Origin of the sequence: Blastococcus saxobsidens DD2, assembly GCF_000284015.1 — a bacterium.
Classification (GTDB): domain Bacteria; phylum Actinomycetota; class Actinomycetes; order Mycobacteriales; family Geodermatophilaceae; genus Blastococcus; species Blastococcus saxobsidens_A.
In genome coordinates, this window is the sequence record NC_016943.1 from 4,445,462 (window position 1) to 4,471,138 (window position 25,677).

A 25,677-nucleotide genomic window follows, 5' to 3' on the forward strand; every position below is an offset into this window, starting at 1 on the left:
GCGACGACCGCCGAACCTGCCCGAAGGACCACCGTGACCTGCCCGTCCCTGCTGCTGCACCCCGCCGAGACCGTCGGTGATCTGTCGCGGACGACGGCACAGTGGGCGCGCACGTCGACCGGCCGGGTCACCACGCGGATGCGCACCGACGACACCACGGCCCAGTTCCTCCGGTTCGTCCTGGTCGGCGCGGTCACCACCGTCGTCTACGCGCTGCTGTTCGTCTCCCTGCGCTCCTGGGGCTACCTGCCGGCACACCTGGTCGCGACCGCGGTCTCCACCGCACTCGCCAACGAACTGCACCGCCGGCTCACCTTCCGCGCCGACGAACGGGTGCACTGGTTCACCGCCCAGTGGGAGGCCGGGGGCATCACCGTCCTGGGCCTGCTGGCCACCAGCACCGCGCTCGGCTGGCTCGACGCGGTCACGGGAGGCACCCATCCCGGACTGCAGATCGCGACGGTCGCCACCGTCACCGCCGCCATCGGGCTCCTGCGGTTCGTGGCCCTGCGCTGGATCTTCCGCCCCGCCCCCGCCTGACTCCGCAGACCCCTTCCCGGCCGGGCCTCCGCCGGGGACGGTCCCGTTCTGGCTAGCGTGGTCGGAATGAGCGAGCCGAACCCGACGACGTCCCCGTGGCCGGGGCGGGTCCGGGTGGCCGGCCGCTGGGCCGCGCGGCTCGGTCTCGCCCTCGGCGGCGCGCTGATCGCCGTGCTGCTCTTCGCGCGGGTCTCCGCGCCGATCGGCCCGTTCGACGCCACGCTCTCCTTCCAGCCCGCCGCCGGTGGCGCCCAGGTCGACCTCCCGCCGCTGGGCTCGCTGGCCGTCGACGTCTACGACGGGCCGCTGCGGCTGGACATCTCCCTGCAGAGCGTCGACCAGGACCGCGCCCGGGCGCTGGCCACCGATCCGGTGCGCCTGGCCGGGGTGGTCGACCGGGTGACGGCGAACCTGCAGTCCGCCGTCGTCCGCCTGGTGTGGGTGACGGCACTGGTCGCGCTGGCCGGCGCCGCCCTCACCTCCTGGGCCGTCCTGCGCCGCCGGCGCGAGCCGCTGATCGCCCTGGGCCTGACCACCGCGGTACTCGCCACCACCGGCGCGCTGGGCGCAGCGACGTGGCGGCCTGAGGCGCTGTCCCAGCCGACGTACACCGGGCTGCTGGTCAACGCCAACAGCCTCATCGGCAGCGCGGAGGACATCGTCGCCCGCTTCGACGCCTACCGGGCGTCGCTCGAGGACCTCGTCGCCAACGTCGGCACCCTGTACGCGTCGCTCTCCGCCCTGCCCGCCCCCGGGGGCGGGAATGAGTCGGTCGCGCTGCTGCACGTGTCCGACATCCACCTCAACCCGGCCGGGTTCGACCTGGTCCGGCAGGTCGCCGAGAAGTTCCGGGTGGACGGCATCCTCGACACCGGGGACATCACCGACTGGGGCAGCGAGCCGGAGAACCGGCTGATCACCGCCGTGGGCGACCTCGACGTCCCCTACGTCTACATCCGCGGCAACCACGACTCCGCCACGACCGCCGGCATCCTCGCCGCCCAGTCCAACGTCACCGTGCTGGACGACTCCGCGGTGACCGTCGCCGGCATCCGGATCGTGGGCACCCCCGATCCGCGGTTCACCCCGGACAAGAACTCCGGCGACGACGAGGCGGGGTCCGACGTCCTCGAGAAGTCCGGCGCGGAACTCGCGGACGTCATCGGGACCCTGGCCGACGAGCCGGCGATCGCCCTGGTGCACGACCCGAAGCAGGCGCCGCCGCTGGACGGCGCCGTCCCCCTGGTGCTGGCGGGCCACACCCACGAGCGGGAGGTCGAGGAGCTCTCCGAGGAAACCCTGCTCATGGTGCAGGGCTCCACCGGCGGCGCCGGGCTGCGCGCACTCGAAGGCGAGTATCCCGAGCCGCTGACCTGCACGGTGCTGTACCTGGACCCCGCGACGGGGGCGCTGCAGGCCTACGACCAGATCACCCTCGGCGGGCTCGGGGCCACCGAGGTGACCGTGGAGCGCGTCCTCGTCCGTGCGGACGACGCAGCCGAGGCCACCGGCACGGCCGGGGAGGGCAGCGCGACCGCCCCCGTGGGCGAGGGCGCAGCGGTTCCCGTCTCACCGGGGTCCCCGACCGGGTGACCGGCCGCACCTACGCTGGTGCCATGTCGTCGACGATCCGCACCTCCCGGCTCGCCGGAGGGTTGCTCGCCGCGGGCCTGTCCCTCGCCGCCCTCACCGGGTGCAGCTTCAGCTCCGACAACGTGTCCTGCTCGACGGCGGGCTCGTGCACCGTCACTCTCTCCGGCGAGGGCGCGGAGGCCGACATCCTCGGCACCACGCTGTCGCTGGGAGGCGTGCAGGACGGCCGAGCCTCCCTGACGGTCGCCGGGGTGAACGTCTCCTGCGGAGAGGGCGAGAGCGTGGCGGCCGGCCCGCTGCAGGTGTCCTGCTCGGGCGTCACCGAGGACTCGGTCGAGCTGACGGCCAGTCTGAACTAGCGGCCGCCGGCGTCAGCCGCCGTGGGCGACGTCCACCACCACCCGGGCCGGGTTCTCCAGGAAGGAGACGCGGAACGGCGCCCGGTCGCGGGTACCGATGAAGGCCGTCGTCGTGCCCTCGTACGTGGCCTGGAAGACCACCTCGGTCACCGCTGAGGTCTCCGGGGCGCGGAGCGGCTCCCGGCGCGGGTACTCGTCGACCCCCGTGTCGTAGGGGTAGCCGGCACCGGTCAGCCGGAACTCGAGGATGCCGTCCCCAGCCACCTCGACCGCCTGGCCTCGGCCGGGCTCGGAGGCCTGGTCGACGTACTGCACGTCCCAGCCGGGGGTGCCCTCTCCACCGAGCTCGAACACCACCCGGTCGTACCCGTCCTGGGCTGCGACCCGGATGTCGCTGACGGTCAGCCGGGCGTCGGCGGACGGCTCCGCGACGTCGGGCTCGGTGTCGGCCTCGAACGGCGTCCCGGTCACCGGCGCGTCCGGCTCGGGTCCGGGCTCCACGGAGGACGGCGCGGGCGGCGGGCTGCTCGTGCCGCCATCCGGACCGGCCGACGCCGGATCGACGTTCCCGCTACCGGCGCAGCCGGACAGGGCGATCAACGGGATCACGAGGACGGGGAGGACCCGGGAGCTGGCGCGCACACGGCACAGCGTCGCATCCGGACACCCCCGTGACGGGGAGCCACGACAGCCATGTATTGTTCTCGCTGCCCCCGGCGAACACGAGCCCCCATCGTCTAGCGGTCCAGGACGCCGCCCTTTCAAGGCGGTAGCACGGGTTCGAACCCCGTTGGGGGCACGCATGATCAGCACCACCAGCAGTACGCAAGGCCCTGTAGCGCAGTTGGTTAGCGCGCCGCCCTGTCACGGCGGAGGTCGCGGGTTCGAGTCCCGTCAGGGTCGCTTTTCCGGCGGAGACGCCGGGAGGGGCAGGTAGCTCAGTCGGTACGAGCGCTCGCCTGAAAAGTGAGAGGTCGGCGGTTCGACCCCGCCCCTGCCCACCCTCACCTGCACGAACGGGCCCGGCATCCGCCGGGCCCGTTCGCGTTCACGCCCAGGTGCGGTCGCCCGCCACCTGCACGTAGATCTCGGCGTGCACGTCCTGCACGGCCGCCCGCTGGCCCTCGCGCCACACCTGGTCCGCCGGCCGCGGCATGGGGCGGGTCAGTGCCGCCCCGATCGCGGCGGCGAGGGACACCGGGTCCAGGCCACCGTGCTCGTCGTTGGCGTACGGGACGACCTCGGACCACTGGTCGGCGAACCAGCCGCAACTGGGGGCGACCACGCGGGTTCCCACGTCGCGGCAGATCTCCACGTCCCGCGAGTGGGTGCCGTACCGCTCGGGCAGCACCGCCACGTGCAGCCGCTGGAGCGCAGCCGTCCACTCGCCGGCCCGGTACCGGACCAGCTCCACCCCGCCCTCGTCGGCCAGCGCGACGATCGCCGGGTCCAGCCCCGGCGCCGCCACGTCCTCGACGAGGATCCGCAGCCGCCCCCCGCCCGACACGGCGCCCGAGAGGGCGGCTCGCACGAGAGCCGGCGGATCGGGCACCGCGCCGGACGCGGCGCCCACGCGCACGCCGACGAGGCCGCGCTCGGCACCCAGCTCGGGATCGGCGACGGTGATCGAGGGATGCGCGACCACGATCGCCGTCCGCCCGTACCGCTCGGCGATCTCGTCCGCCGCGCCCGGCGTGAGCGTGAACACCACCTCGGCAGTGGCGAGCACGGCGGCCAGCGAGGCGTCGCGGCGACCCGGGGAGACCTGGGCCGGGTCGCGCAGCTGGTGGACGGTGACGACCAGCGGCACGCCCAGCCGCTGCAGCTCCTCGGCCCACGCCTCCAGCGCGGCGGCGTCCAGGTGGCCGTAGCCGACGTGCAGGTGCACGACGTCGACCGCGTCCACGTGCGCCGCCAGATGCCTGATGTCCAGCCACGGGCTCGGCTCGTCCGCCGTCCCGATCCGGACCACGCCGCGCGGCAGGACCGCGTCCACGTAGGGGTCGGCGTACGGGATCGACGCCACCCGGATGCCGTCCCCCGGCGCCGGGAGCAGCCCGGGCTGCGGTCGTTCTGAATGCGTCACGCGGCGGTGCGTCTCCTCGTACGGTGGAGCGCAGCCACGGCACCACCGTGCGGCTCGACGTCAGGACCAAGCCCAGGATTCGAGCCGATCAGGGGAACTGTCCTACCCCACCCACCGCCGCACCAACACGTGATCGACTCCATCGGGTGAGCCGACCTGCCCGGCGAGTCACCTTCCGCACGGTCGGCCGACCTCCCGGGCGGCGGCGTAGGCGGGTTCACGGAAGCGCGCCATGGGACCGGTCGCCGCCAGACCCGGCGGCGCGTGGCGGACGGCGTCGAAGCGGAACGCCGGGTCCACGGACCGGCGGCCCCCCGTGGCGCGCAGCCGGGCGAACGGCCGCCACCCCCCGCGCCCACGGCCGCCGCGAGGCGGAAGACGACCCCGCCCTCGGCGGCCTCCCGGGCCACCGGCTCCGGGTCCGACGGCAGGGCCGGGACGTCCGGAAAGGCCGCGATGCGCACCGGTCCGGCGGCCGACCGGTAGGCCATGATCGAGCTGTAGGTCACCGCCGCGCCGCTGCGCGGCACCGGGATCAGACGGGTGATCGGTCCGCGTCCGGTGGTCGACAGCAGGATGTCGACCGGGGTGCCGTCGTCGCCGGGCATCCGGATGGCCAGGCCGAGCACGTCGGGCAGCGGCGCCGGGAAGCCGGCGCCCCGCGACATCCGGACCACCACGTCATCGGTGCCCACCGCATCGAGCCACGGGACGCCGAAGGATGGGCGACCCCCGTGCCGTTCCAGCACCGCGTCGAGCACCACCCCACGGGGATGGATGGGCTTGCCGCGGCGCCACCGCGCCACGGCACCGAGCGGCACCGCCACCAGCCGCCCCGCCACCTGCACCGGTCCCGTCACGCGTCCTCCCCGTCCTCGCGAACCGTCGCCTACCCCGGCATCCGTCAGCCACGCGGACCGGTCGCCCGCAGCGGACCGCCCCGACTGGCGGGAACTGCTGGACAGCGCGGGATGCACTGCTGCGTGGTGCCGCTAACTCTGTCCATGTCGGGGCCGATGTTCGGAGACATCTGCCGGGTGACACGGAGCAGTCCCACACTTACTGTGAGCGCATGCTCTCGACGCTCCTGGTCATCGGTGGTGTGCTGGTCGGCCTACTCGTGCTCCTGGCCGTGATCGTGAGCCTCAGCGCCCGCCCGGCGACGACGAGCCGCGGCCCGCAGGCCGCTCCGCGCTCGCCCGGCTGGGTCGCCGATGCCGGGCGCCCGCACCCCGACGCCTGGTCGCCCCTCACCTCCACCCCTACCAGCGAGATCCCCGCGATCCGCTGACCCCTGGACCCGGGGTCCCGGCGGCTGCGACAGCGCGCCGCCGGGACCTTCCGGCTCTCAGGGCCCCTCGGTCGCGACCGGGCGGCGGGGCTGGTCGGACCCGGGATCACCGCAGCGGGGAACCCCACTCGGTCTCCGTGCGCAGCACCGGCTTGAGCACCTTGCCCCCGGGGTTGCGCGGCAGCGCGGCCGACCGCACGACGACGTACTGCGGGGCCTTGAAGTCGGCCAGCCGGGTCCGCACGAAGCCCAGGAACTCGTCGACGTCGAAGTCGATCCCGGGCTGAGGTACGACGACCGCGCCGACCTTCTCCCCCATCATCTGGTCCGGCACGCCGACGACCGCCACCTCGAAGACGCCGGGTGCCGCGGCCAGCACGTTCTCCACCTCGACGCAGTACACGTTCTCGCCGCCCCGGTTGATCATGTCCTTGGCGCGGTCGACGATGTACACGAAGCCGTCGTCGTCGATGCGGGCCAGGTCCCCGCTGTGGAGCCAGCCGTCGGTGAAGGCCTGCACCGTCGCCTCCGGCTTGTTCCAGTAGCCCTGCACCACCTGGGCACCGCGGATCAGCAGCTCCCCGACGCCCGTCTCCGGATCGGCGTCGGCGAGGTCGAGGTCCACGACGGGAGCCGGGAAGCCCACCGAGTCCGCATGGGTGGAGGCGTACTCGTGCGGCAGGAAGGTGGAGATCGACGACGTCTCCGACAGGCCGAACCCGTTGCCCACCCGGGCCTCGGGGAAGCTGCGCTGAATGGCCTGCACCAGGTCCGGGGCGATGGGAGCGCCACCGTAGGTGGTGTACCGGACGCCGCTGACGTCGATCCGGGGGAACTCCGCCTGGTTGATGGCCAGCCAGAAGATCGCCGGCACGGTCGTCACGATGGCGATCCGCTCCTCGGGAATCACCCGCAGGAACCGTCCCACCTCGAACGTCGGCATGATCACCGCCGCCGCGCCGCACTGCAGGGTCGGCAGCAGCTGGCTGTTGCAGCCGGTCACGTGGAACAGCGGCACCGAGATGAGGTTGCGCAGGGTGGGGTCCTCCCGCGGCAGCCCCACCACCCGGCGGGCGTTCTCGATGTTGGTCAGGAAGTTCTCGTGGCTGGTCATCGCCCCCTTGGGGAAGCCGGTCGTCCCGGACGTGTAGAAGATCGCCGCGAGCTCGTCCCGCCGCAGCCCCTCCTCGACGTAGGGCTCCCCCTGGGGCAGCGGCCGCCCCGGAGCCAGCACGAGACGGGACCCGCTGTCCTCGATGACGTACCGCGCCTCGTCGTCGGTGAAGCGAATGTTCACCGGGACGGCGACCCCGCCGGCCATCAGGGCGCCGAGGAAGCCGAGCACCCAGTCCACGCCATTGCCCAGCCGGATGGCCACCCGGTCACCGCGCTCCACGCCGCCGGCACGCAGGCCACCCGCGACGCGGGCGGCGCCGTCCCAGAGCTGCCGGTAGGTGAGGCGGGGGCCGTCCACCTCGACCACCGCCTCGGCGTCCGGATCCCGGTGCACCGACGCCCGCAGCATGGCTACCACCGAGTCCGGGAGGTCGACGTAGCGCTTGATTCCGGCCTCGTCGCGCTCGACGCCGGTCTCGTCGAAGGGTCGCAGCACCATCAGTAGGTGCCGACGTTCTCGAAGTACCGCCGCGGATTGGTCACCAGCATGGTCTCGATCTGGTCGTCGGTGACCCCGTGGTCGCGGAGGTAGGGCAGCACCTCCTCGTGGATGTGCGTGTAGCGCCACTGCGGCAGCAGGTCCATGACGCCGGGGGCCAGCCAGTCGATGTAGCAGGAGGCGTCCTGCGACAGGACCATCTGCTCGGCGTAGCCACGGCGGCACATCTCGACCAGGGTGTCGGCGCGGGCCTCGAACGTGGTCTCCAGGTTGATGCCGAAGCGGTCCATCCCGAGGATGAACCCGGCCTCGGCGAGCTCGCTGAGGTGGTCGACGTCGGTGGTGTCACCGCTGTGCCCGAGCACGACCCGCCGCGGGTCGACGCCCTCGTCGTCGAGCACCTTCTTCACCGCCAGGCCCTGCTGGCTGGTCGGGTGCGTGTGCACGGTGATCGGGGCGCCCGTCGCGCGGTGGGCCTTGGCGACGGCCCGCATCACCCGCTCGACGCCGGGAGTCAGGCCCTGGTGGTCGATGGCGCACTTGAGGAAGGCGGCGCGCACCCCGGTCCCTGCGATGCCGTTCTCGATGTCGCCGACGAACATGTCCACCATCGGGTCGGGCACCTCGGCGCCGACCGCCGCGTTCAGGGCCGGTCCCCGGTAGTGGAAGAAGAACGGGACGTCGTCGTAGGTGTAGCAGCCGGTGGCCACGACGATGGCGAGGTCGACCTGTTCGGCGATCCGCTGGATGCGCGGGATGTAGCGGCCGAGGCCGATGACGGTCGGATCGACGATGGTGCGCACCCCGACGGAGGCGAGCTTGGTCAACTTCTCGACGGCGTCGGCGACGCGGTCGTCCTCGCTGCCCCACTCCTCCGGGTAGTTCTGCTGCACGTCGGCGTTCAGCACGAAGACGTGCTCGTGCATGAGCGTCTGGCCGAGCTCGGCGGTGGGCAGGGGGCCGGTGACCGTCTGGACGGTGGGTTCGGTCGGCAACTGATCCTCCAAGGGCGGAAACGACGGCGGATGCGGTGAGCATCCTCACACTGCCCGACGATCGTGCACGCCGGCGGTCGGTGTCCTGCGCGCGGCCCGGTCGCGTCTCAGTCTCCGGTCATGAGCTCGGCGGCGCGCTCCCCCACGAGCACCGCCGTGGCGGCCGGGCCGCGGCTGGGCACGCGGAGGAGCACCGAGGTGTCGGCCACCCGTAACCCCTCCGTCCCCCGCACACGCAGCCGCTGGTCCACCACCGCCATCGGGTCGGTCCCCGGGCCCATCGGTGCGGTGCCGGAGAGGTGGACCGCGGTCGTCAGCCGCTCCCGGATCCACCCGTCCAGCGCCGCGTCCCCGGCCGCGACGACGGCGGAGAGGTCGTCCCCGGGGCGCCCCACGGCGGCCAGCGCACGGGTGCGCAGCAGCTCGGCGGCGAGCCGGACCCCTTCCCGCATCCGCCGCCGGTCGGCGGCCTCCACCAGGTGCCCGTACTCGACCACCGGCGGCCGGGCGGGATCGCCCTCGGTCAGGACCAGCCGTGCCCGGCCCACGGTGCGCAGCAGCGCCACCCCGACCTCGACGACGTCCCCGGGCGGCGCGGCCCGGCCGGTCATCACCTGAGAGAAGGGCGCCAGCCACGGCAGCACCTCCAGGTCGCCGGGCGCCTCCGCCCCGGCCGACGTCCCGTGCAGGACGCCGTGCAGCGGCGCCTGCCCGGGCGCCGCCGTCACGTTCCCGGCCGGGCGGAACGGCAGGTAGACCAGGGGGTGGTCCGAGGCGCTGGTCCCCACCCCGGGCGCATCGACGCGTACCGGGATGCCGGCCGCCCGCAGCACGTCCGCCGGCCCGATCCCCGACAGCACCAGCAGATGGGCCGAGCCGACCGCCCCGGCGCTGAGCACCACCTCGTCGGCCCGGACGTCTCCCCCGGTCGTGGCGACCCCGACGGCACGCCCCCGCTCCAGCAGGACGCGGAGCACTCGCACGCCGCCGCACACCGCCAGGCCGGGGTGCCCGCGGCGCGGGGCGAGGTAGGCGTCCGCGGCGCTGATCCGCCGACCGTCGACGACGTTGCGCGGCAACGGCCCGTAGCCCGGCGCCCCTCCGGCGTTCTTGTCCGGTTCCGCGGGCAGCCCCAGCTCCTCCGCTGCCCGGCCGAGCGCGTCGGCCAGCGGCGGCCCGGACGTCGGCCGCTGGACCGGTACCGGCCCGTCGGCCCCGTGCTCGGGGCGGTCCCCGAACTCCCGGTCGCTCTCCAGCCGCCGCATCGCCGGGAGCAGCCGGTCGTAGGACCACAGGTCGTTGCCCGCCGCGGCCCAGCCGGCGGCGTCCGCGGGGGTGGGCCGGACGAAGTAGCCGGCGTTCACCGCACTGGACCCGCCCACCACCCGGCCCCGCGGCACCCGGATCTCCCGCCCCCCGGGCAGCACGCCGGTCAGGTCCCAGTTGGCAGGATGCCCGGGCACCGCCGCCCGCAGGCTGGTCGCGTCCCGCAGCTCGTCCGGCGGCTCCGCGGCGCCGGCCTCCAGCAGCAGCACCCGCCGGCCGGCGTCGGCCAGCCGCGCCGCCAGCGGACACCCCGCGGTGCCCGCCCCGACGACGACGACGTCCCAGTGCTCAGCCACGCGCGAGCCCGAGCACCCCCGGCAGATCGAGCCGGCGCACCTTGCCCGTCGACGTACGCGGTAGATCGGCCAGGGCGTGCAGCGACTTCGGCCGCTTGGCGGGTGCCAGCCGGTCCCGGGCCCAGACGGCGAGCTCGTGGGCGTCGGCGTCCCCGACGTAGGCGGCGACCAGCCGCTGCCCCCAGTCGGGGTCGGGCACGCCGAACACCGCGCTCTCGACCACCCCGGGGTGGGCGTCGAGGACCGCCTCCACCTCCGCGGGGTAGACGTTGACCCCGCCGGAGATGACCAGGTCCTCCCGGCGGCCGTCGAGCCAGACCAGGCCGTCGTCGTCGACCCGGCCCAGATCGCCCACGGTGACGCGGTCCCCGCGCCACGCCGCGGCCGTCTTCTCCGGCGCCCGCCAGTACTCGAACCGCGCCCAGCGTGGCACCGCGCACCACAGCTGGCCGCGCTCGTCGGTCTCCAGCCGGCGGCCCGGCCGCGCCCGGCCGACGCTGCCGGGGTGCGCCAGCCAGTCCTCGGGCGAGCAGACGGTGAACTGGGCCTCGGTGGAGCCGTAGAACTCCCAGACGCTGCCCTCGGGCAGCGCCGCCAGCACGGCGCGCTTGAGCGGCTCGGGACAGGGGGCGCCGGCGTGCACGAGGCGGCGGAAGGACGACCAGTCGACCGGGTGGGCGGGGGACGGGACAGCGAGCAGCCGCTGCAGGTGCGTGGGCACGCAGAAGGCCGTGGTCGGGTGGCGCGTGGAGATGGTCTCCGCCACGCGGGCCGCGTCGAACGGCCCGGGGAGCAGCACCTCACCGCCGGCCAGGAGGGTGTGCATCGCGAACCGCAGCGGTGCGCTGTGGTGCAGCGGGGAGAGGACCAGGTGCCGGTCGCCCGGACCGAAGCCCCACAGCTCGATCTCCTCGGCGGCCAGGGCGCGGGCGTCGCTCTCGGCGAGGACCCCGGACCACACGCCCTTGCGCCGGCCGGTCGTGCCCGACGTGTAGTGCATGGGCCGGCCCAGGGGCACCGGCGCCAGCTCGGCCTCGGCCTCCCCCAGCAGCCGGGCCGGTTCGCCGCCGATGTCGAGGGCGGCGGCGGCGTCGGCGGCCAGCTCGGCGCGCTCGCCGGACGGGAGCGCCGGGTCCAGCACCACCGGCACGATCCCGGTGCGCAGCGCGCCCAGGACGGCGGCCAGGAGCGCCGGTGAGGCGGCCGCGGAGACCAGCAGCCGGTCCCCGGGCCGCAGACCCGCCGCGGCCAGCCCCGCGGCGGCGCGCCGCTGATCGCGCTCGCTGTCGGCGGCGGGAACGAGCGGGACGGCGGTCATGCCGGTCGCACCCGGCCGTCGGCGAGGAGCTCCACCCGCCCCTCGGCGGCCAGCTTGGCCAGCGTGGCGCGGGTCGACTGCGCCGCCGCCGGCCAGACGGCGCGCGACACCTCCGCGTAGACGACGGCGACCAGCTCGTCGACGCTCCCCGCACCGGCGGCCAGCGCGTCGAGCAGCTGCTGCTCACGGTGGGCCCGGTGGGCCAGGTAGAAGTCGAGCACCGCGCCCGGGTCCTCGGTCAGCTCGGGGCCGTGGCCGCAGTAGAGGGCGCTGGGGCCCAGGGCGTGCACGCGCCGCAGCGACTCCAGGTACGCGACGACGTCGCCCTCGGGGTGGGTGACCACCGAGGTGCCGCGGCCCAGCACGTGGTCGCCCACGAGCACGGCCCCCGACTCCAGCCGGAACGCCAGGTGGTCGGCGGTGTGCCCGGGGGTCGGGACGACGTCGATCGGCGTGCCCGCCAGCCGTAGCCGCTCCCCGGCCGCCAGGACCCGCCCACCGGCGCCGGCGACATCCGGCGCCGCAGCGGCGACGGGCACCCCGAACCGGGTTCCCCACGGGAGAGCGGCGTCGGCGTGGTCGCCGTGGTGGTGGGTGACCAGGACCGCCACGCACCGCGCGTCGCGCGCGGCCAGCGCCGCCTCGACGGCCGCCAGGTGGCCGGGCTCGTCGGGCCCCGGGTCGACGACGACCGCCTGACCGCTGCCCGGTGCACCGACGACGTAGGTGTTCGTGCCGTCCAGGGTCATCGGGGACGGGTTGGGCGCCAGCACCCGCGCGACCAGCGGCTCGAGATCGGCCGTGCGGGGCAGCGCGCCGGGTACGGGCAGACCCCAGGAACCACGGGGATCGATCGGGATGGCCACGACCGGCACGCTAGCCGTGACCCACCCACGACGCGCATCCGGCGGCTACCGTCACCCGCATGCGCCGATCCGTGCTCCGCCGCGCCGTCCTCCCCGCATCCGCCGCCGTCGTCCTGCTCGCCGGCTGCACCGACTCCGCGGAGGACGAACCCACCGCCACGGACGAGACGTCCGCCGCCGAGACCACCACCCCCACCGACACCCCCACCGAGGAGCCGGCCGACTCGGCGTTCTGCACCGAGGCGGTCAGCATCCAGGAGCGGATCAGCGGCAGTGCCTCCAGCGGGGACCCCGGCCAGCTGCCGCAGCTCTTCCGCGAGGCCGCCGACGAGATCCGCGCGATCGACCCGCCGGAGGAGATCGCCCAGGACTGGACGGCCCTGGCCGAGGGGGCCGAGGAGTTCGCGTCGACCCTGGGTGACGTGGATCTCACCGATCCCCAGGCGCTCGCCACCCTGCAGGAGCGGCTGGCCCCGCTCGAGCAGGAGCTGAACGCGGCGTCGACGAGCGTGCAGAACTATCTGGCCGAGGAGTGCGGCGTGGGGGGATCGGTCGAGGAGAGCGCGCCGTCGAGCTGAGCTCCCGACGCGTCCTCGCACAGCTGCGGCCCGCCACCGATCCCCGAGGTGGCGGGCCGCAGAGCTGTGCGGTGGTGGGCGCGTTCAGCCGCCGCAGCCACCGAGGTAGATACCCCGGCCGTTGAGCCACCGCACCGGGTCCACCTGCCCGCCGTACATCCGGCCGTTCGGGTGCACCTCGAAGTGCAGGTGCGGGCCGGTGGACTGGCCGCGGTTGCCCACCTCGGCGATCTCCTCGCCGGCCGTCACCCGCTCCCCCACGGAGACGAAGTAGCGGTGGACGTGGCCGTAGACGGTGACCGCGCCGTCGTCGCCCTCGATGTAGACGGCGTAGCCGAAGCCGGTCGCGGTGCCGGCCCGGCGCACCACACCGCTGGTGACGGCGTAGACCGGCGTACCGATCGGCGCGGCGATGTCCACGCCGCCGTGCAGGGCGCCCCAGCGCCAGCCGAAGCAGCTGGACACCCGGCCCGACGTCGGCTTCACGTAGCCGGTGTGCGCGCCGCCCCGCCGCCCCCGCCGCCGGCGCTCCCGCCGTCGTCGCTCCCGTCGTCCCCGCCCCCGCTGTTCGCGGCCTCATCGGCGGCCCGCCGGGCGGCCTCGGCGGCGGCCGCCGCCTCACGGGCGGCGCGCTCGGCCGCGGCCGCGGCGGCGGCCTCCTCGGCCCGCTTCTGCTCCTCCCACTGCTGGTAGGCGTTGCGGGCGCCCTGCAACTCCAGCAGGTGGATCTGAGCGGCCTGCAACTGCTGTTCGTACTGCGCCTTCTGGGTCGCCACCTCGGCGTAGGCGGCCTCGTGCACGGCCAGCTGGGCGTCGGCCGCCTCCTTGGCCGCCTCCGCCGCGTCCTCGGCAGCGGCACGGTCATCCCGGGCGGCGCGGGCGGTCGAGTCGGCGTTCGCCTGGCGGACGCGCGCCACCTCGAGGCCGCCGAGGACGTCGAGCTGGGTCTCGGCGACGTAGTCGAGCATCGCGGCGCGCCGGATCAGCTCACCGGGCCCCTCGGAGTCCAGCAGGGCCGCCGAGCTGGTCAGGGAGGACCCGTTCATGTAGCTGTCCCGCGAGAACGCCGCGATCCGGGCCTCCGCGACGGCGACCGCGTCGGCGGCGGCGCGCAGCTCGGCGGCCGCCCGGTCCGCGGCCTGCTGGGCGAGCATCAGCTCCTCCTCGGCGATGAGGTAGGCGGTGCCCGCGGCCTCCGCCTCGACACCGACCCGCTCGAGCTGGGACTCCGCGGCGGCCAGGAGGGCCGCGATCCGGCCGACCTCGGCCGCGGCCGCCTGCTGCCTGGTCGCCGCCTCCCCGAGCTGGCTGTCACTCGGGTTCACCGGCGGAGGCGGCGCGGCGACGGCCGGGACGGCCGTCACCAGCAGCGTCGCGCCGGTGACCACGCCGAGGACGGCGGTGCGCAGCGGACTGGCACGCCGGCCCACGCCGGGCCGGCGGCGGCCGGTCCGCGGGGTCGCCGGTCCGGACGGGCGGCGTTGGGGCATGTGTGCGCTCCCTGGGGAAGAGGGTGTGCGGGGTGTGGCCCGCGAACCGTCCCACCGTCACCGGTCGTCACAAAGGCAACACGCGGCACTCGTGGCGCGCCGTAGCGAGAACGGTCAGTGACCGCCTGGTCGCCGCCGGTATGTCGACACGGACGCGGAACGGCACCCCTCGGCGTTCCGCCGGTCAGCTCCCCGGTCGCTCCAGCTCGTGGCTCAACGCATCGAGTTCGGCGCCGCCGGCCATCAGGCGGGTCAGCTCCTCGCGGCTGATGTCGGCCTTGGCGAACTCCCCCATGCTGCGTCCCCGGTTGAGCACCAGGAAGCGGTCCCCCACGGGGTGGGCGTGGTGCGGGTTGTGCGTGATGAGGACGACGCCGACCCCGCGGTCGCGGGCCTGCGCGACGTAGCGGAGCACCACGCCCGCCTGCTTGACGCCCAGCGCGGACGTCGGCTCGTCCAGGATCAGCACGCGCGCGCCGAAGTGCACCGCGCGGGCGATGGCCACCGACTGGCGCTCTCCGCCGGAGAGGGTGCCCACCGGCTGGTCGGGGTCGCGGATGTCGATCCCCATCGCCGCCAGCTCCCGCCGGGTGACCTCCTTGGCGCGTGCGGCGTCGAACCGGCGGAACGGTCCCCAGCCGCGCGTGGGCTCCGCCCCGAGGAAGAAGTTCCGCCAGATCGACATCAGCGGGATCATCGCCAGGTCCTGGTAGACCGTCGCGACGCCGGCGTCCAGGGCCTCCCGCGGGGAGCCGAAGTCCGCCGGCCGCCCGTCGAGCAGCACCGCGCCGCGGTCGGCCCGGTGCACCCCGGACAGGATCTTGATCAGCGTCGACTTCCCGGCGCCGTTGTCGCCCAGGACGCAGGTGACCTCCCCGGCGCGCACGGTCGCGCTCACGCCGTCGAGGGCGATGACCGAGCCGTAGTCCTTGCCGACGTCGCGCAGTTCGAGCAGCGGCGTCGTGCGCGCCGCCCGATCCACCGGCGCCCCGCCCGCCCCGCTCATCGCCGGGCCGCCTCGGCGGAGCGCCGGACCAGCCGGTTGGCCAGGACGGCGAGCAGCAGCATCGCGCCCAGGAAGAAGTAGAACCAGTCGGCGTCCCAGCGCAAGTACGGGATGCCCAGCTGGGTCATCCCGAAGATCAGCGCCCCCAGGGAGGCGCCGACCGCGGAACCGAAACCGCCGGTCAGCAGACAGCCGCCGATCACCGCCGCCACGATGTAGATCAGCTCCTGGCCGATACCGGTGTTCGCCTGCACCGACGTCAGGCGCACGGCGAGCGTCGTCCCGACGAACCAGGCAGCCGCCGCCGTCGTCATGAAGAGCGCGATCGTCGTCCGCCGGGCGGGGACGCCCACGTTCCGGGCGGCGACCTCGTCCCCGCCGGTGGCGAACACCCAGTTGCCGAAGCGGGTGCGCAGCAGGACCCAGCTGCCCAGGGCCGTGAACAACAGCCACCAGAGCACCGCGACCCGGAGCTCCGCGCCCAGGATCTCCACCCGCGAGGCGAACACCCACTCGGCCGCGCCGTACCCGGGGACCTCGTCGATGCCGCCGACGGTGACCGTGTCGGTGAACAGCTTGGTCAGGCCCAGGTTCAGGCCCTGCAGCATCAGGAAGGTGCCCAGCGTGATGATGAAGCTGGGCAGCCCGGTGCGGGTGACGAGCCAGCCGTTGAAGAAGCCGATCGCCAGGGCCAGGACCAGCGCCACCGCGATCGCGACCCACAGGTGCTGCCGGAACTCCACGGCGACGATGCCGACGGTCAGCGCCGTCGTCCCGGTCATCACCCCGGCCGACAGGTCGAAGTGGCCGCCGATCATCAGCAGCGCGACCGCCACCGCCATGATGCCGAGCGTCGACGCCGGGTCCAGCCAGTTGGCGATGCCCCGCGGCGTCCGGAAGACCTCCGACTGGACGGCGAAGAAGGTGAAGACCGCCACCGCGCCGACCAGCGCGCCCAGCTCGGGCTTCGCCAGCAGGCGGCGCAGCGGTCCCGCCGCACCCAGCCGCTCGTCGGCCCGCCGCTCCGCCGGCGCGGCGGTCCTCTGGGCGCTCAGCGCGTGCCGGCCGAGGCCAGGTCGGCGATCGCGTCGACGTTGTCGGCGTCCACGATCCCCGGGCCGGTCAGCACCGGCCGGCCGCCGCCGACGGTGTTCAGGTTCTCGGCGTACAGCTGGAGCATCACGACCGGCAGGTAGCCCTGCTCGTACTGCTGCTGGTCGACGGCGAAGGCGATGTCGCCGCTCTGGATGCCGCCGATGACGTCCTCGTTGAGGTCGAACGTCGCGACCTGCGCGTCGGACCCGGCGTCCGCCGCGGCGTCGGACGCCACGGCCGCGACGGCGGAGTTCAGGGTGAGCACGGCGTCGATGGTGGGGTCGGTCTGCAGCTGCGAGGTGATCGTCGACTGCGCCCCCTGCAGGTCGTTGATGTCCACCTGCACCGTGCTGATGTCCCCGCCGAGCGCCTCGGCAGCCCCGGCGCAGCGCTGCTCCAGGCCGATGTTCCCGGCCTCGTGGATGACGCAGACGACGTTCTCCGCGCCGTTCTCCGCGAGCCGCTGCCCGGCGCCCTGGCCGGCGATCCGCTCGTCCTGCCCGACGTGGCCGATGGCACCGAACTCCGCCGAGCGCTCACCTCCGGAGTTGATGGTGACGACCGGGATCCCGGCCTCGACCGCACCCTCGATCGACTCCTGCAGCGCGTCGGGGTTGGCCATCGAGACCACGATCCCGTCGACGTCGGAGTTCACCGCCGCGTCGATGAGCTGCGCCTGGCGCTGGGGGTCGCCGTCGCTCTGGTAGTCGACGTCGATGCCGAGGTCCTCGCCGGCCGCCTCGGCGCCGTTCTGCACGACGTCCCAGAAGGCGTCCCCGGCCGAGCCGTGGGTGATCACCGAGAAGGCGAGCTCCCCGTCGGCCGCCGTGCCGCTCCCGGCGTCCTCGCCGCCCCCGCCTCCGCCACCGTCGGTGGTGCAGGCGGCCAGGACGAGGGGCGCGGCCAAGACCAGTGCCAGCAGTCGCTTCGGTGCGGCCATCGAGGATCCTCCTGTGCTGCCGGGCCGGGGCCCGGACGTTCGCTTCGCCCAGGATCATGCCCTTCGTGCCCACCGGGGGTGCCGCAGGAGGCCCGGCGCGGTGCGCACTCCACCGACCGGGCGGCACGCCCGGATCGATCTAGGCTTCCGGTCGTGGACGTCCTGGGATCCGGTCATGAGCAGGTCGTGTTCTGCAGCGACCCCGAATCGGGGTTGCGGGCGGTGATCGCGATCCACTCCACGGCCCTCGGGCCCGCGCTGGGTGGCACGCGCTTCTACCCCTACGCCAGCGAGCAGGCCGCCGTCGCCGACGCGCTCCGGTTGTCGACGGCGATGTCGTACAAGAACAGCCTCGCGGGGCTCGACCTGGGCGGCGGCAAGGCGGTGATCATCGGCGACCCGCGCACCGGCAAGACCGAGGCGCTGCTGCGCGCCTACGGCCGGTTCGTCCAGGCGCTGGGCGGCCGGTACCTGACCGCTTGCGACGTGGGCACGTCCAACGCCGACCTGGACGTCGTCGCGCGGGAGACCCGCTTCGCGCACGGCCGGTCGGAGGCCCAGGGCGGGTGCGGGGACTCCTCGGTGCTCACCGCCTACGGCGTCTTCCTCGGAATGCAGGCGGCCGCGCAGCACTGCTGGGGCTCGCGGTCCCTGGCCGGTCGGACCGTGGCCGTGGCCGGCGCCGGCAAGGTGGGCTCGCACCTGATCGGCCGCCTGGTCGACGACGGCGCGGCCGTCGTGGTCACCGACGTCGACCCGGCGGCGGTGGCGCGCATCCGGGCCCGCCACCCCCAGGTGACGGCCGTGGCCGACACCGCCGCGCTGGTCCGCACCGAGCACGACGTCTACTCGCCCAACGCCCTCGGCGGCGCCCTGGACGAGGAGACCGTGGCGGTGCTGCCGTCGCGCATCGTCTGCGGCGGGGCGAACAACCAGCTCGCCACCCCGGAGGTCGCCGAGCAGCTGCGCGGGCGCGGGATCCTGTACGCGCCCGACTACCTGGTGAACGCCGGCGGGGTCATCCAGGTGGAGGACGAGCGGCACGGCTTCTCGTTCGGGCGCGCGCAGGCCAAGGCCTCCGGCATCTTCGACGTCGCCCTGCGGGTCTTCGCGCTCGCCGACGCCGCGGGGATCTCCCCGGCGGGAGCCGCGGATCGGCTGGCCGAGGAGCGCATCCGCTCGGTCGGCCGGCTGGCCACGATCCGGCTGCCGCGCTGATCCGGCGGCCCGCGCACCACCGGAAGGGGGAGGGCGTGTGCCCGCCGGCGATCGGTGTCGTAGTGTTGTCCGAGACATAGTCACTCAGTCGGGGTCGCCACGCGGGCCGCATCAGCCGCTTGGCTGAGCCTCCGCACTCCGTAACGAGGGGGTCGAGCCGATGGGGCGCGGCCGAGCGAAGGCCAAGCAGACACGCGTGGCCCGTGAGCTCAAGTACAGCTCACCCAACACCGACCTCACCGCGCTGCAGCGGGAGCTGGCCGGTTCGTCGTCGTCGTACACCCCGCCCAGCGCGGTGGACGACGAGGACGAGGACGAGGACGACGCGTACGCCGATCGTTGGGCGGACGACGACTCCGACGACGACTGGGCGGCCAGCCGCTGACCCGCGGCACCGCTCTCCGGAACGTCGGTCACCACGACACCGCGGCCCTCCGGGGCGGCGGTGTCGTGGTGTCGCGTGCGGGGATCGACGTGGCGGGACGGGCTCAGGCGCGCCCCCAGCCCGCGTGACCCTGCGCTCGTCGTCGCCACCCCGGAGCTGTAGCGCTCAGGCGGCGATCACGGGATCTGGGGCGAGGCACCGCCACAGCTGCCAGGGGCGACGTCAGCGGTAGGAGCCGACGAGCTCCGCGGCCGGGGCGTCCCCGTCGGACCGCTCCCGCACGGTCCCGGCGATCCACGCGGGCACCCCGCGGGCGGTCAGCAGTGCGACGGCGGCGTCGGCGCGGTCCGGGGCGACGGCGGCGATCATCCCGACCCCGCAGTTGAAGGCGCGCTCGCTCTCCGCCCGGGGAACCCCGTGCTCCTCCATCAGGCGCACGGCAACCGGTAGCGCCCACGTGCTGCGGTCCAGCACCGCCTGCAGCCCGTCGGGCACCACGCGCGCGGTGTTCCCGGCCAGCCCACCGCCGGTGATGTGCGCGTAGGCGTGCACGCCCTCGACGCCCAGCACCTCGACCAGGGCCAGGCAGTCCAGCGCGTAGATGCGGGTGGGCTCGAGCAGCTCCTCGCCCAGCGCGCGATCGAGGCCGGCCGGCGTCGCGTGCAGGTCCAGGCCTGCCGCGCCCACCACCCGGCGCACGAGGGAGTAGCCGTTGGAGTGGAAGCCCGACGACGCCATCGCGATCACCGCGTCGCCCTCGTGCACGCGCTCCGGGCCCAGGACGGCGTCGGCCTCGACGACCCCCACCGCCGTCGCGGCGAGGTCGTACTCGTCGGCGTCCATCAGGTCGCCGTGCTCGGCGGTCTCCCCGCCCACCAGGGCCGCACCGGCCCGGGTGCAGCCGGCGGCGATACCGGTGACGATCGCGGCGATCCGCTCGGGGACCACCCTTCCGCAGGCCACGTAGTCCTGGAGGAACAGCGGCTCGGCGCCGCAGGCGACCAGGTCGTCGACGACCATGGCCACGAGGTCGATCCCCACGGTGTCGTGCCGGTCCAGCTGCCGGGCGAGCGCGATCTTCGTGCCCACGCCGTCGGTGGAGGAGGCGAGCAGCGGCCTGCGGTACTTGGCGGTGTCCAGGGCGAACAGCCCGGCGAACCCGCCCAGCCCGCCCACCACCTCGGGCCGGTTGGTCCGCTCGACCGCGGCCCGCATCAGCGTGACCGCGCGCTCCCCGGCGTCGATGTCGACGCCGGAGGCGGCGTAGGTGAACTCGGTGCTCACGGCCGCCTCAGCGCGTCCTCAGCACCTCCGGGCACCGCCGCGCTGCCGGCCTGCTGGCCCGTCCAGCCGGTCACCGCCCGCTGCTCTATGCCTTCGAGAACGTGCTTGCCCAGCACCTCGGGCGCGCCCAGGTCGATGGGGTACTCGCCGGTGAAGCAGGCGGTGCACAGTCGGTTCCGCGGCTGCTCGGTGGCGGCGATCAGCTCCTGCTCGGAGACGTAGCCCAGGGAGTCGGCGTTGATCGAGGCGCGCACGCCGTCGATGTCCAGCCCGTTGGCGATCAGCTCGGCCCGACTGGCGAAGTCGATGCCGTAGAAGCACGGCCACTTCACCGGCGGGGAGGAGATGCGCACGTGCACCTCCAGCGCCCCCGCCTCGCGCAGCATCCGGATCAGCGCGCGCTGCGTGTTGCCCCGGACGATCGAGTCGTCGACGACGACCAGCCGCTTGCCGCGGATCACGTCGCGCAGCGGGTTCAGCTTCAGCCGGATGCCCAGCTGCCGGATGGTCTGCGACGGCTGGATGAAGGTGCGGCCGACGTAGGAGTTCTTGACCAGCCCCAGCCCGTAGGGGATGCCGCTGGCCTCCGCGTAACCGACGGCGGCCGGCGTCCCCGACTCCGGCACCGGGATGACCAGGTCGGCGTCGGCCGGGTGCTCCCTGGCCAGCCGGCGGCCGATCTCGACCCGGGCGGCGTGCACGCTGCGGCCGGAGATCGTGGTGTCCGGGCGGGCGAGGTAGACGTACTCGAAGACGCAGCCCTTGGGCTCGGCGGGCGCGAAGTGCTGGCTGCGCAGGCCGTTCTCGTCGATGGCGATCAGCTCGCCGGGCTCGACCTCGCGGACCACGGAGGCGCCGACGATGTCCAGCGCCGCGGTCTCGCTGGCCACGACCCAGCCGCGCTCCAGCCGGCCCAGCACCAGCGGGCGGACGCCCTGCGGGTCACGGGCGGCGTAGAGCGTGTCCTCGTCCATGAACGTGATGGAGAAGGCCCCGCGCAGCTGCGGCAGCACCTCCATGGCCGCGGCCTCCACCGAGATGTCCTGGTAGGAGGCGATCAGCGCCGTCACCAGGTCGGAGTCGGTGGTGGCGGCGAAGGCGCCCGGCACCCCCGCGTCGGCGGCCGTGCTGGCCAGCTCGGCGGTGTTGACCAGGTTCCCGTTGTGACAGAGCGCCAGCCCGGTCCCGGCCTCCGTGGTGCGGAAGGTGGGCTGGGCGTTCTCCCACGTGGACGCGCCGGTGGTGGAGTACCGGGTGTGGCCGACGGCGAGGTGGCCGCGCAGGCTGCCGAGCGTCGCCTCGTCGAACACCTGGCTGACGAGACCGAGGTCCTTGAAGACGACGACCGAGGCGCCGTCGGACACCGCGATACCCGCCGCCTCCTGCCCGCGGTGCTGGAGCGCGTACAGACCGAAATAGGTCAGCTTCGCGACCTCTTCACCAGGTGCCCAGACCCCGAAGACGCCACAGGCGTCCTGGGGTGCCGGGGACTGGGGATCGAGGTCGTGCGTCAGCCGTCCATCACCGCGAAGCACGGGGTCGAGCGTACCGGCGCCCGCCACCCGGAGAGCGCCCAGCCGGTGTACCGCGTCACCTCGCGGGCGCCACCACGCCGGTCGGCCTCCGCACCGACCCCGGCATAGGAGGCTCTGCCTACGGTGTCGCGACCCCATCCATAGGCATTGCCTCCTATGCCTGTGGATGCCGCCGCGCCGGGGAGTCAGTGCACGTTGCGGAGCTCCGCGAAGATCGTCGTGTCGTCCCCGTGGCCGGTCCTCACGACCGTGTCGCCGTGCAGGCTCAGCAACTGCGCCCGGATCGAGTTCACGATCGTCGGGTGGTCGCTGAACGACCGGCCGGTCGCCCCCGGCCCGCCGCAGAACAGCGTGTCGCCGGTGAAGACCGTGCGCAGGTCCGCCGCGTGCAGGCAGGTGCTGCCCGGGGAGTGACCCGGCGTGTGCAGCGCGACGAGCCGGGTGCCCGCGACGTCGAACCGGGTGCCGGCCCGCAGGTACTCGTCAGGTGCGGTGTCCGGGTGCGTCATGTCCCAGAGCATCCGGTCGGCGCTGTGAAACCAGATCGGCGCGCCGGTGGCCGCACGGAGCGCCGGCGCGGCGGTGATGTGGTCGTTGTGCCCGTGCGTCAGCACGATCGCGGTCACCGTCCGGCCACCGATCGCCTCGACGATCGGCGCGGCGTCGTGCGGAGCGTCGATCACGAGCACCTCGTCGTCGTCCCCGACGAGCCAGACGTTGTTCTCGACGTCGAAGTCCTGGCCGTCGAGGCTGAAGACGCCGGGGATGACCACCTTGTCGATGCGGGCGCCGCTCATTGCTCGACTCCGCACTCGTTCCGCTCCTCGGTCGCTGGCGCTCCCTGCGATGCTCGCTCGCGCGTCGTTCTCGCGGTCACTTCTCGAACACCACGACGCTGCGCAGCACCTCGCCCTTGTGCATCTTCTCGAAGGCCACCTCGACGTCGTCCAGCCCGATCGTCTCGCTGACGAAGGCGTCGAGGTCGAAGCGGCCCTGCAGGTAGAGGTCGACCAGCATCGGGAAGTCACGGCTGGGCAGGCAGTCGCCGTACCAGGAGGACCTGATCGACCCGCCGCGGCCGAAGATCTCGATCGCCGGCAGGGTGACCTCCATGCCCGGCGTCGGGACGCCGACCATGACGACCCGGCCGGCCAGGTCACGGGCGTAGAACGCCTGCTCGAACACCTCCGGGTGGCCGACGGCGTCGATGGCGACGTCGACGCCGAAGCCGCCGGTGAGGGCCCGGATCGCCTCCACCGGGTCGGTGTCCGTGGAGTTGACCGTGTGGGTGGCGCCGAACTGCCTGGCCCACTCGAGCTTCCGGTCGGAGATGTCGACGGCGATGATCGTCGTCGCCCCGGCGAGCTTCGCCCCGGCGATCGCGGCGTCACCGACGCCGCCGCAGCCGAACACGGCCACCGTCTCGCCGCGCTGCACGCCGCCGGTGTTGACCGCCGCGCCCACCCCGGCCATGACGCCGCAGCCGAGCAGTCCGGCAGCGGTCGGCGGCGCGGCCGGGTCCACCTTCGTGCACTGGCCGGAGTGCACCAGCGTCTTCTCGGCGAAGGCGCCGATGCCCAGCGCCGGGGAGAGCTCGGTGCCGTCGGCGAGGGTCATCTTCTGCGCGGCGTTGTGGGTATTGAAGCAGTACTGCAGCTGACCCTTGCGGCAGGCACGGCACTCACCGCACACGGCCCGCCAGTTCAGGACGACGTAGTCGCCCACTGCGACGTTGGTGACACCCTCGCCGACGGCGGAGACGACGCCGGCCGCCTCGTGGCCGAGCAGGAACGGGAAGTCGTCGTTGATGCCGCCTTCGCGGTAGTGCAGGTCGGTGTGGCAGACCCCGCAGGCCTGCACGTCGACGACCGCCTCACCCGGCCCCGGGTCGGGGACCACGATGGTCTCCACCGTGACCGGCTGTCCCTTGCCGCGGGCTACGACGCCCCGCACCTCATATGCCATGCGGCGAGCCTAGGCGTCCGCCGCTGGGCCGGTTCGAGTGCTCTGATGTGGTAACTGTTCGTCACGGCGTGGTCACGTTCGCATGTTGAGCGCGCAATGTTCTTCTCGACGACGTACGGTGCCACGCGATAGCGACCCAGATCACAGATCATCGGGCGCGTCCTGGTTGTGGCCGTCCGGCCGTACCGGTTCCCGTCCCCGGAGGTTGTCCCCGTGGCAGTTCCCAGCTTCCTGGCTCGCGAGCGAATCATCGCCAAGCCAGGCTTCAACCGGTGGTTGATCCCACCCGCGGCCCTCGCCGTGCACCTCAGCATCGGCCAGGCCTACGCCACCAGCGTCTACAAGGTGGCGCTCGTCGAGCACTTCGACGCAAGCCTCACCCAGATCGGCATCATCTTCTCGCTCGCGATCGTCATGCTCGGCGTCTCCGCCGCGCTCTTCGGCACGTGGGTCGACAAGAACGGCCCCCGTGCCGCGATGGCCACCGCCGCCGTCTTCTGGTCGGCCGGCTTCCTCGTGGGCTCGCTCGGCATCTTCACCAACCAGCTCTGGTTGGTCTACCTCGGCTACGGCTTCCTCGGCGGCATCGGTCTGGGCATCGGCTACATCTCGCCGGTCTCCACGCTGATCAAGTGGTTCCCCGACCGTCCGGGCCTGGCCACCGGCATGGCGATCATGGGCTTCGGTGGTGGTGCGATGGTCGCCTCGCCGCTGTCCCGCCAGCTGATGAACTGGTACGACGAGGACTACACCGGCGCGGCCGGTGAGGTCGCCAGCGGCAACTCCGTCGCCCTCCTGTTCCTCACCCTCGGCGTGCTCTACCTGGTCTTCATGCTGTTCGGCGCCCTCATCGTGCGGGTGCCCGCGCCCAACTGGCGTCCGCACGGCTTCGACCCGGCAACGGTCAAGCAGAAGGCCCTGGTCACCACCGAGAACGTCTCCGCCAGCAACGCGATCAAGACGCCGCAGTTCTGGCTGCTGTGGACGGTCCTGTTCTGCAACGTGACCGCGGGCATCGGCATCCTCGAGCAGGCCGCCCCGATGATCCAGGACTTCTTCCGCGAGGGCGGGACCTCCGCGGTGGCGGCCGCCGCCGCCGCAGGCTTCGTGGGGCTGCTGTCGCTGTTCAACATGGCCGGCCGGTTCGCGTGGTCGACCACGTCGGACTACATCGGTCGCAAGCCGATCTACATGGTGTACCTCGGCGTCGGCATCGTCCTCTACATCGCGCTGGCCACCATCGGCGGCAGCGCCGTCTGGCTGTTCGTCGCACTGGCCGCGGTGATCATCAGCTTCTACGGCGGTGGGTTCGCGACCGTCCCGGCGTACCTGCGCGACCTGTTCGGCACCTACCAGGTCGGCGCCATCCACGGCCGGCTGCTGACCGCCTGGGCGGCCGCGGGCATCGCGGGGCCGCTGATCATCAACGGCATCCTGGACATGCAGGGGGAGCCGGGGAACCTGGTTGCCTCTGACTACCGGCCCGCCCTGTTCATCATGGTCGGCATCCTGGCCGTCGGCTTCGTCGCCAACCTCATGATCAAGCCGGTCGCCGAGAAGTGGTTCGAGCCGAAGGACACCGACATCCCCACCGCTGCGGCGGAACCCGAGAGGAGCACCACCCGATGAGCTCGACGTCCTCCACCGGTGAGCAGCCGGCTTCGAGCACCCCGACGGGCCTCGTCGCCTTCGCCTGGGCGCTGGTCGGCATCCCGCTGATCTACGGTCTCTACAACACTGCGAGGGCGGCCAGCGCGCTCTTCGGCGGCTGAACCACCTGACCACCCGCGACGGCGGGGATCCCTCCGGGGGTCCCCGCCGTCGTCGTCTTCCGGTGCGTGGTCGCGCCGAGTGGGGCCCGGAGGGTTCCGCGCAGGCGTGACGGAGCGGCTCGGC

Annotated in this window: 26 protein-coding genes and 3 tRNA genes; 12 read left to right on the forward strand and 17 right to left on the reverse strand. The window is 73.6% G+C overall.

Going from position 1 to position 25,677, the window contains the following annotated elements:
* Positions 1-33 precede the first annotated feature (33 nt).
* From BLASA_RS21060 to BLASA_RS21070, 3 genes are all read left to right on the forward strand, one after another.
* Positions 34-540 carry a GtrA family protein gene (locus BLASA_RS21060; protein ID WP_014378285.1) on the forward strand — a complete coding sequence of 169 codons (507 nt, stop codon included), beginning with the start codon at positions 34-36 and terminating at the stop codon, positions 538-540.
* Between the two features lie 66 nt (positions 541-606).
* Entirely contained in the window at positions 607-2,133 is a 1,527-nt protein-coding gene (locus tag BLASA_RS21065) for a metallophosphoesterase (protein WP_014378286.1), read from the forward strand.
* A gap of 23 nt (positions 2,134-2,156) precedes the next feature.
* On the forward strand, positions 2,157-2,492 hold the full coding sequence (locus tag BLASA_RS21070; protein ID WP_014378287.1) for a hypothetical protein: 336 nt from the start codon (positions 2,157-2,159) through the stop codon (positions 2,490-2,492).
* A 12-nt stretch (positions 2,493-2,504) separates the two neighbouring features.
* Here BLASA_RS21070 and BLASA_RS21075 read toward each other — a convergent pair whose 3' ends face one another.
* Complete coding sequence (locus BLASA_RS21075) at positions 2,505-3,134, reverse strand: AMIN-like domain-containing (lipo)protein (RefSeq protein ID WP_014378288.1); 630 nt, start codon at positions 3,132-3,134, stop codon at positions 2,505-2,507.
* Between the two features lie 84 nt (positions 3,135-3,218).
* Between BLASA_RS21075 and BLASA_RS21080 the strand changes: the two genes are divergently transcribed.
* The 3 genes from BLASA_RS21080 (at position 3,219) to BLASA_RS21090 (ending at position 3,493) form a co-directional block, all read left to right on the forward strand.
* Positions 3,219-3,291: transfer RNA gene (locus BLASA_RS21080), tRNA-Glu, on the forward strand.
* A gap of 30 nt (positions 3,292-3,321) precedes the next feature.
* A tRNA-Asp gene (locus BLASA_RS21085) sits at positions 3,322-3,395 on the forward strand.
* Positions 3,396-3,419: 24 nt separating this feature from the next.
* A tRNA-Phe gene (locus BLASA_RS21090) sits at positions 3,420-3,493 on the forward strand.
* A 47-nt stretch (positions 3,494-3,540) separates the two neighbouring features.
* On the opposite strand, the gene BLASA_RS21095 is transcribed toward BLASA_RS21090, so the two are convergent.
* Positions 3,541-4,578, reverse strand: a complete 1,038-nt coding sequence (locus BLASA_RS21095; RefSeq protein ID WP_231839508.1) for a glycosyltransferase — start codon at positions 4,576-4,578, stop codon at positions 3,541-3,543.
* A complete protein-coding gene (locus BLASA_RS21100; protein WP_014378290.1) occupies positions 4,575-5,438 on the reverse strand; it encodes a hypothetical protein in 864 nt (287 codons plus the stop codon). The genes BLASA_RS21095 and BLASA_RS21100 overlap by 4 nt, the downstream gene beginning before the upstream one ends.
* A 212-nt stretch (positions 5,439-5,650) precedes the next feature.
* Here BLASA_RS21100 and BLASA_RS21105 point away from each other — a divergent pair, with 212 nt between their 5' ends.
* On the forward strand, positions 5,651-5,869 hold the full coding sequence (locus BLASA_RS21105; RefSeq protein ID WP_014378291.1) for a hypothetical protein: 219 nt from the start codon (positions 5,651-5,653) through the stop codon (positions 5,867-5,869).
* 106 nt (positions 5,870-5,975) lie between these two features.
* On the opposite strand, the gene BLASA_RS21110 is transcribed toward BLASA_RS21105, so the two are convergent.
* The 5 genes from BLASA_RS21110 to BLASA_RS21130 form a co-directional block, all read right to left on the reverse strand.
* Positions 5,976-7,484, reverse strand: a complete 1,509-nt coding sequence (locus tag BLASA_RS21110) for a class I adenylate-forming enzyme family protein (RefSeq protein ID WP_014378292.1) — start codon at positions 7,482-7,484, stop codon at positions 5,976-5,978.
* Positions 7,484-8,479, reverse strand: coding sequence for a phosphotriesterase family protein (locus BLASA_RS21115; RefSeq protein ID WP_014378293.1), 996 nt, complete (start codon positions 8,477-8,479; stop codon positions 7,484-7,486). The genes BLASA_RS21110 and BLASA_RS21115 overlap by 1 nt, the downstream gene beginning before the upstream one ends.
* A gap of 107 nt (positions 8,480-8,586) precedes the next feature.
* Positions 8,587-10,101, reverse strand: coding sequence for a mycofactocin system GMC family oxidoreductase MftG (mftG, locus tag BLASA_RS21120; protein ID WP_014378294.1), 1,515 nt, complete (start codon positions 10,099-10,101; stop codon positions 8,587-8,589).
* Complete coding sequence (locus BLASA_RS21125) at positions 10,094-11,419, reverse strand: class I adenylate-forming enzyme family protein (RefSeq protein ID WP_014378295.1); 1,326 nt, start codon at positions 11,417-11,419, stop codon at positions 10,094-10,096. Before BLASA_RS21125 ends, mftG begins: the two co-directional genes overlap by 8 nt.
* Complete coding sequence (locus BLASA_RS21130) at positions 11,416-12,285, reverse strand: MBL fold metallo-hydrolase (protein ID WP_014378296.1); 870 nt, start codon at positions 12,283-12,285, stop codon at positions 11,416-11,418. Before BLASA_RS21130 ends, BLASA_RS21125 begins: the two co-directional genes overlap by 4 nt.
* Before the next feature lie 59 nt (positions 12,286-12,344).
* On the opposite strand from BLASA_RS21130, the gene BLASA_RS23735 reads away from it, so the two are divergent.
* Positions 12,345-12,863 carry a hypothetical protein gene (locus tag BLASA_RS23735; protein WP_014378297.1) on the forward strand — a complete coding sequence of 173 codons (519 nt, stop codon included), beginning with the start codon at positions 12,345-12,347 and terminating at the stop codon, positions 12,861-12,863.
* Positions 12,864-12,947: 84 nt separating this feature from the next.
* On the opposite strand, the gene BLASA_RS24445 is transcribed toward BLASA_RS23735, so the two are convergent.
* The 5 genes from BLASA_RS24445 to BLASA_RS21165 all read right to left on the reverse strand — a co-directional run bounded on the left by BLASA_RS24445 (position 12,948) and on the right by BLASA_RS21165 (position 17,394).
* Complete coding sequence (locus tag BLASA_RS24445; protein WP_014378298.1) at positions 12,948-13,349, reverse strand: M23 family metallopeptidase; 402 nt, start codon at positions 13,347-13,349, stop codon at positions 12,948-12,950.
* Complete coding sequence (locus BLASA_RS23740; protein ID WP_014378299.1) at positions 13,346-14,353, reverse strand: coiled-coil domain-containing protein; 1,008 nt, start codon at positions 14,351-14,353, stop codon at positions 13,346-13,348. Before BLASA_RS23740 ends, BLASA_RS24445 begins: the two co-directional genes overlap by 4 nt.
* Positions 14,354-14,537: 184 nt before the next feature.
* On the reverse strand, positions 14,538-15,359 hold the full coding sequence (locus BLASA_RS21155) for an ATP-binding cassette domain-containing protein (protein ID WP_014378300.1): 822 nt from the start codon (positions 15,357-15,359) through the stop codon (positions 14,538-14,540).
* Complete coding sequence (locus BLASA_RS21160; protein WP_014378301.1) at positions 15,356-16,297, reverse strand: ABC transporter permease; 942 nt, start codon at positions 16,295-16,297, stop codon at positions 15,356-15,358. Before BLASA_RS21160 ends, BLASA_RS21155 begins: the two co-directional genes overlap by 4 nt.
* Positions 16,298-16,410: 113 nt before the next feature.
* Entirely contained in the window at positions 16,411-17,394 is a 984-nt protein-coding gene (locus tag BLASA_RS21165) for a sugar ABC transporter substrate-binding protein (protein WP_014378302.1), read from the reverse strand.
* 153 nt (positions 17,395-17,547) lie between these two features.
* On the opposite strand from BLASA_RS21165, the gene BLASA_RS21170 reads away from it, so the two are divergent.
* Together BLASA_RS21170 and BLASA_RS21175 are read left to right on the forward strand one after the other, a co-directional pair.
* Positions 17,548-18,612 carry a Glu/Leu/Phe/Val family dehydrogenase gene (locus BLASA_RS21170; RefSeq protein ID WP_014378303.1) on the forward strand — a complete coding sequence of 355 codons (1,065 nt, stop codon included), beginning with the start codon at positions 17,548-17,550 and terminating at the stop codon, positions 18,610-18,612.
* A 160-nt stretch (positions 18,613-18,772) separates the two neighbouring features.
* Entirely contained in the window at positions 18,773-18,997 is a 225-nt protein-coding gene (locus BLASA_RS21175) for a DUF3073 domain-containing protein (protein ID WP_041775895.1), read from the forward strand.
* 222 nt (positions 18,998-19,219) lie between these two features.
* On the opposite strand, the gene purM is transcribed toward BLASA_RS21175, so the two are convergent.
* The 4 genes from purM to BLASA_RS21195 all read right to left on the reverse strand — a co-directional run bounded on the left by purM (position 19,220) and on the right by BLASA_RS21195 (position 23,781).
* The gene (purM, locus tag BLASA_RS21180) at positions 19,220-20,281 is read right to left on the reverse strand and encodes a phosphoribosylformylglycinamidine cyclo-ligase (RefSeq protein ID WP_014378305.1); all 1,062 of its coding nucleotides are present in this window, start codon (positions 20,279-20,281) and stop codon (positions 19,220-19,222) included.
* Positions 20,278-21,816, reverse strand: a complete 1,539-nt coding sequence (gene purF / locus BLASA_RS21185) for an amidophosphoribosyltransferase (RefSeq protein WP_014378306.1) — start codon at positions 21,814-21,816, stop codon at positions 20,278-20,280. Before purF ends, purM begins: the two co-directional genes overlap by 4 nt.
* Positions 21,817-22,001: 185 nt before the next feature.
* Positions 22,002-22,613 carry an MBL fold metallo-hydrolase gene (locus BLASA_RS21190; RefSeq protein WP_014378307.1) on the reverse strand — a complete coding sequence of 204 codons (612 nt, stop codon included), beginning with the start codon at positions 22,611-22,613 and terminating at the stop codon, positions 22,002-22,004.
* Between the two features lie 76 nt (positions 22,614-22,689).
* A complete protein-coding gene (locus BLASA_RS21195; RefSeq protein ID WP_014378308.1) occupies positions 22,690-23,781 on the reverse strand; it encodes an S-(hydroxymethyl)mycothiol dehydrogenase in 1,092 nt (363 codons plus the stop codon).
* Positions 23,782-23,994: 213 nt separating this feature from the next.
* On the opposite strand from BLASA_RS21195, the gene BLASA_RS21200 reads away from it, so the two are divergent.
* Together BLASA_RS21200 and BLASA_RS25290 are read left to right on the forward strand one after the other, a co-directional pair.
* On the forward strand, positions 23,995-25,410 hold the full coding sequence (locus BLASA_RS21200; RefSeq protein ID WP_014378309.1) for an OFA family MFS transporter: 1,416 nt from the start codon (positions 23,995-23,997) through the stop codon (positions 25,408-25,410).
* Entirely contained in the window at positions 25,407-25,553 is a 147-nt protein-coding gene (locus BLASA_RS25290; RefSeq protein WP_014378310.1) for an MFS transporter small subunit, read from the forward strand. Before BLASA_RS21200 ends, BLASA_RS25290 begins: the two co-directional genes overlap by 4 nt.
* Positions 25,554-25,677 lie beyond the last annotated feature (124 nt).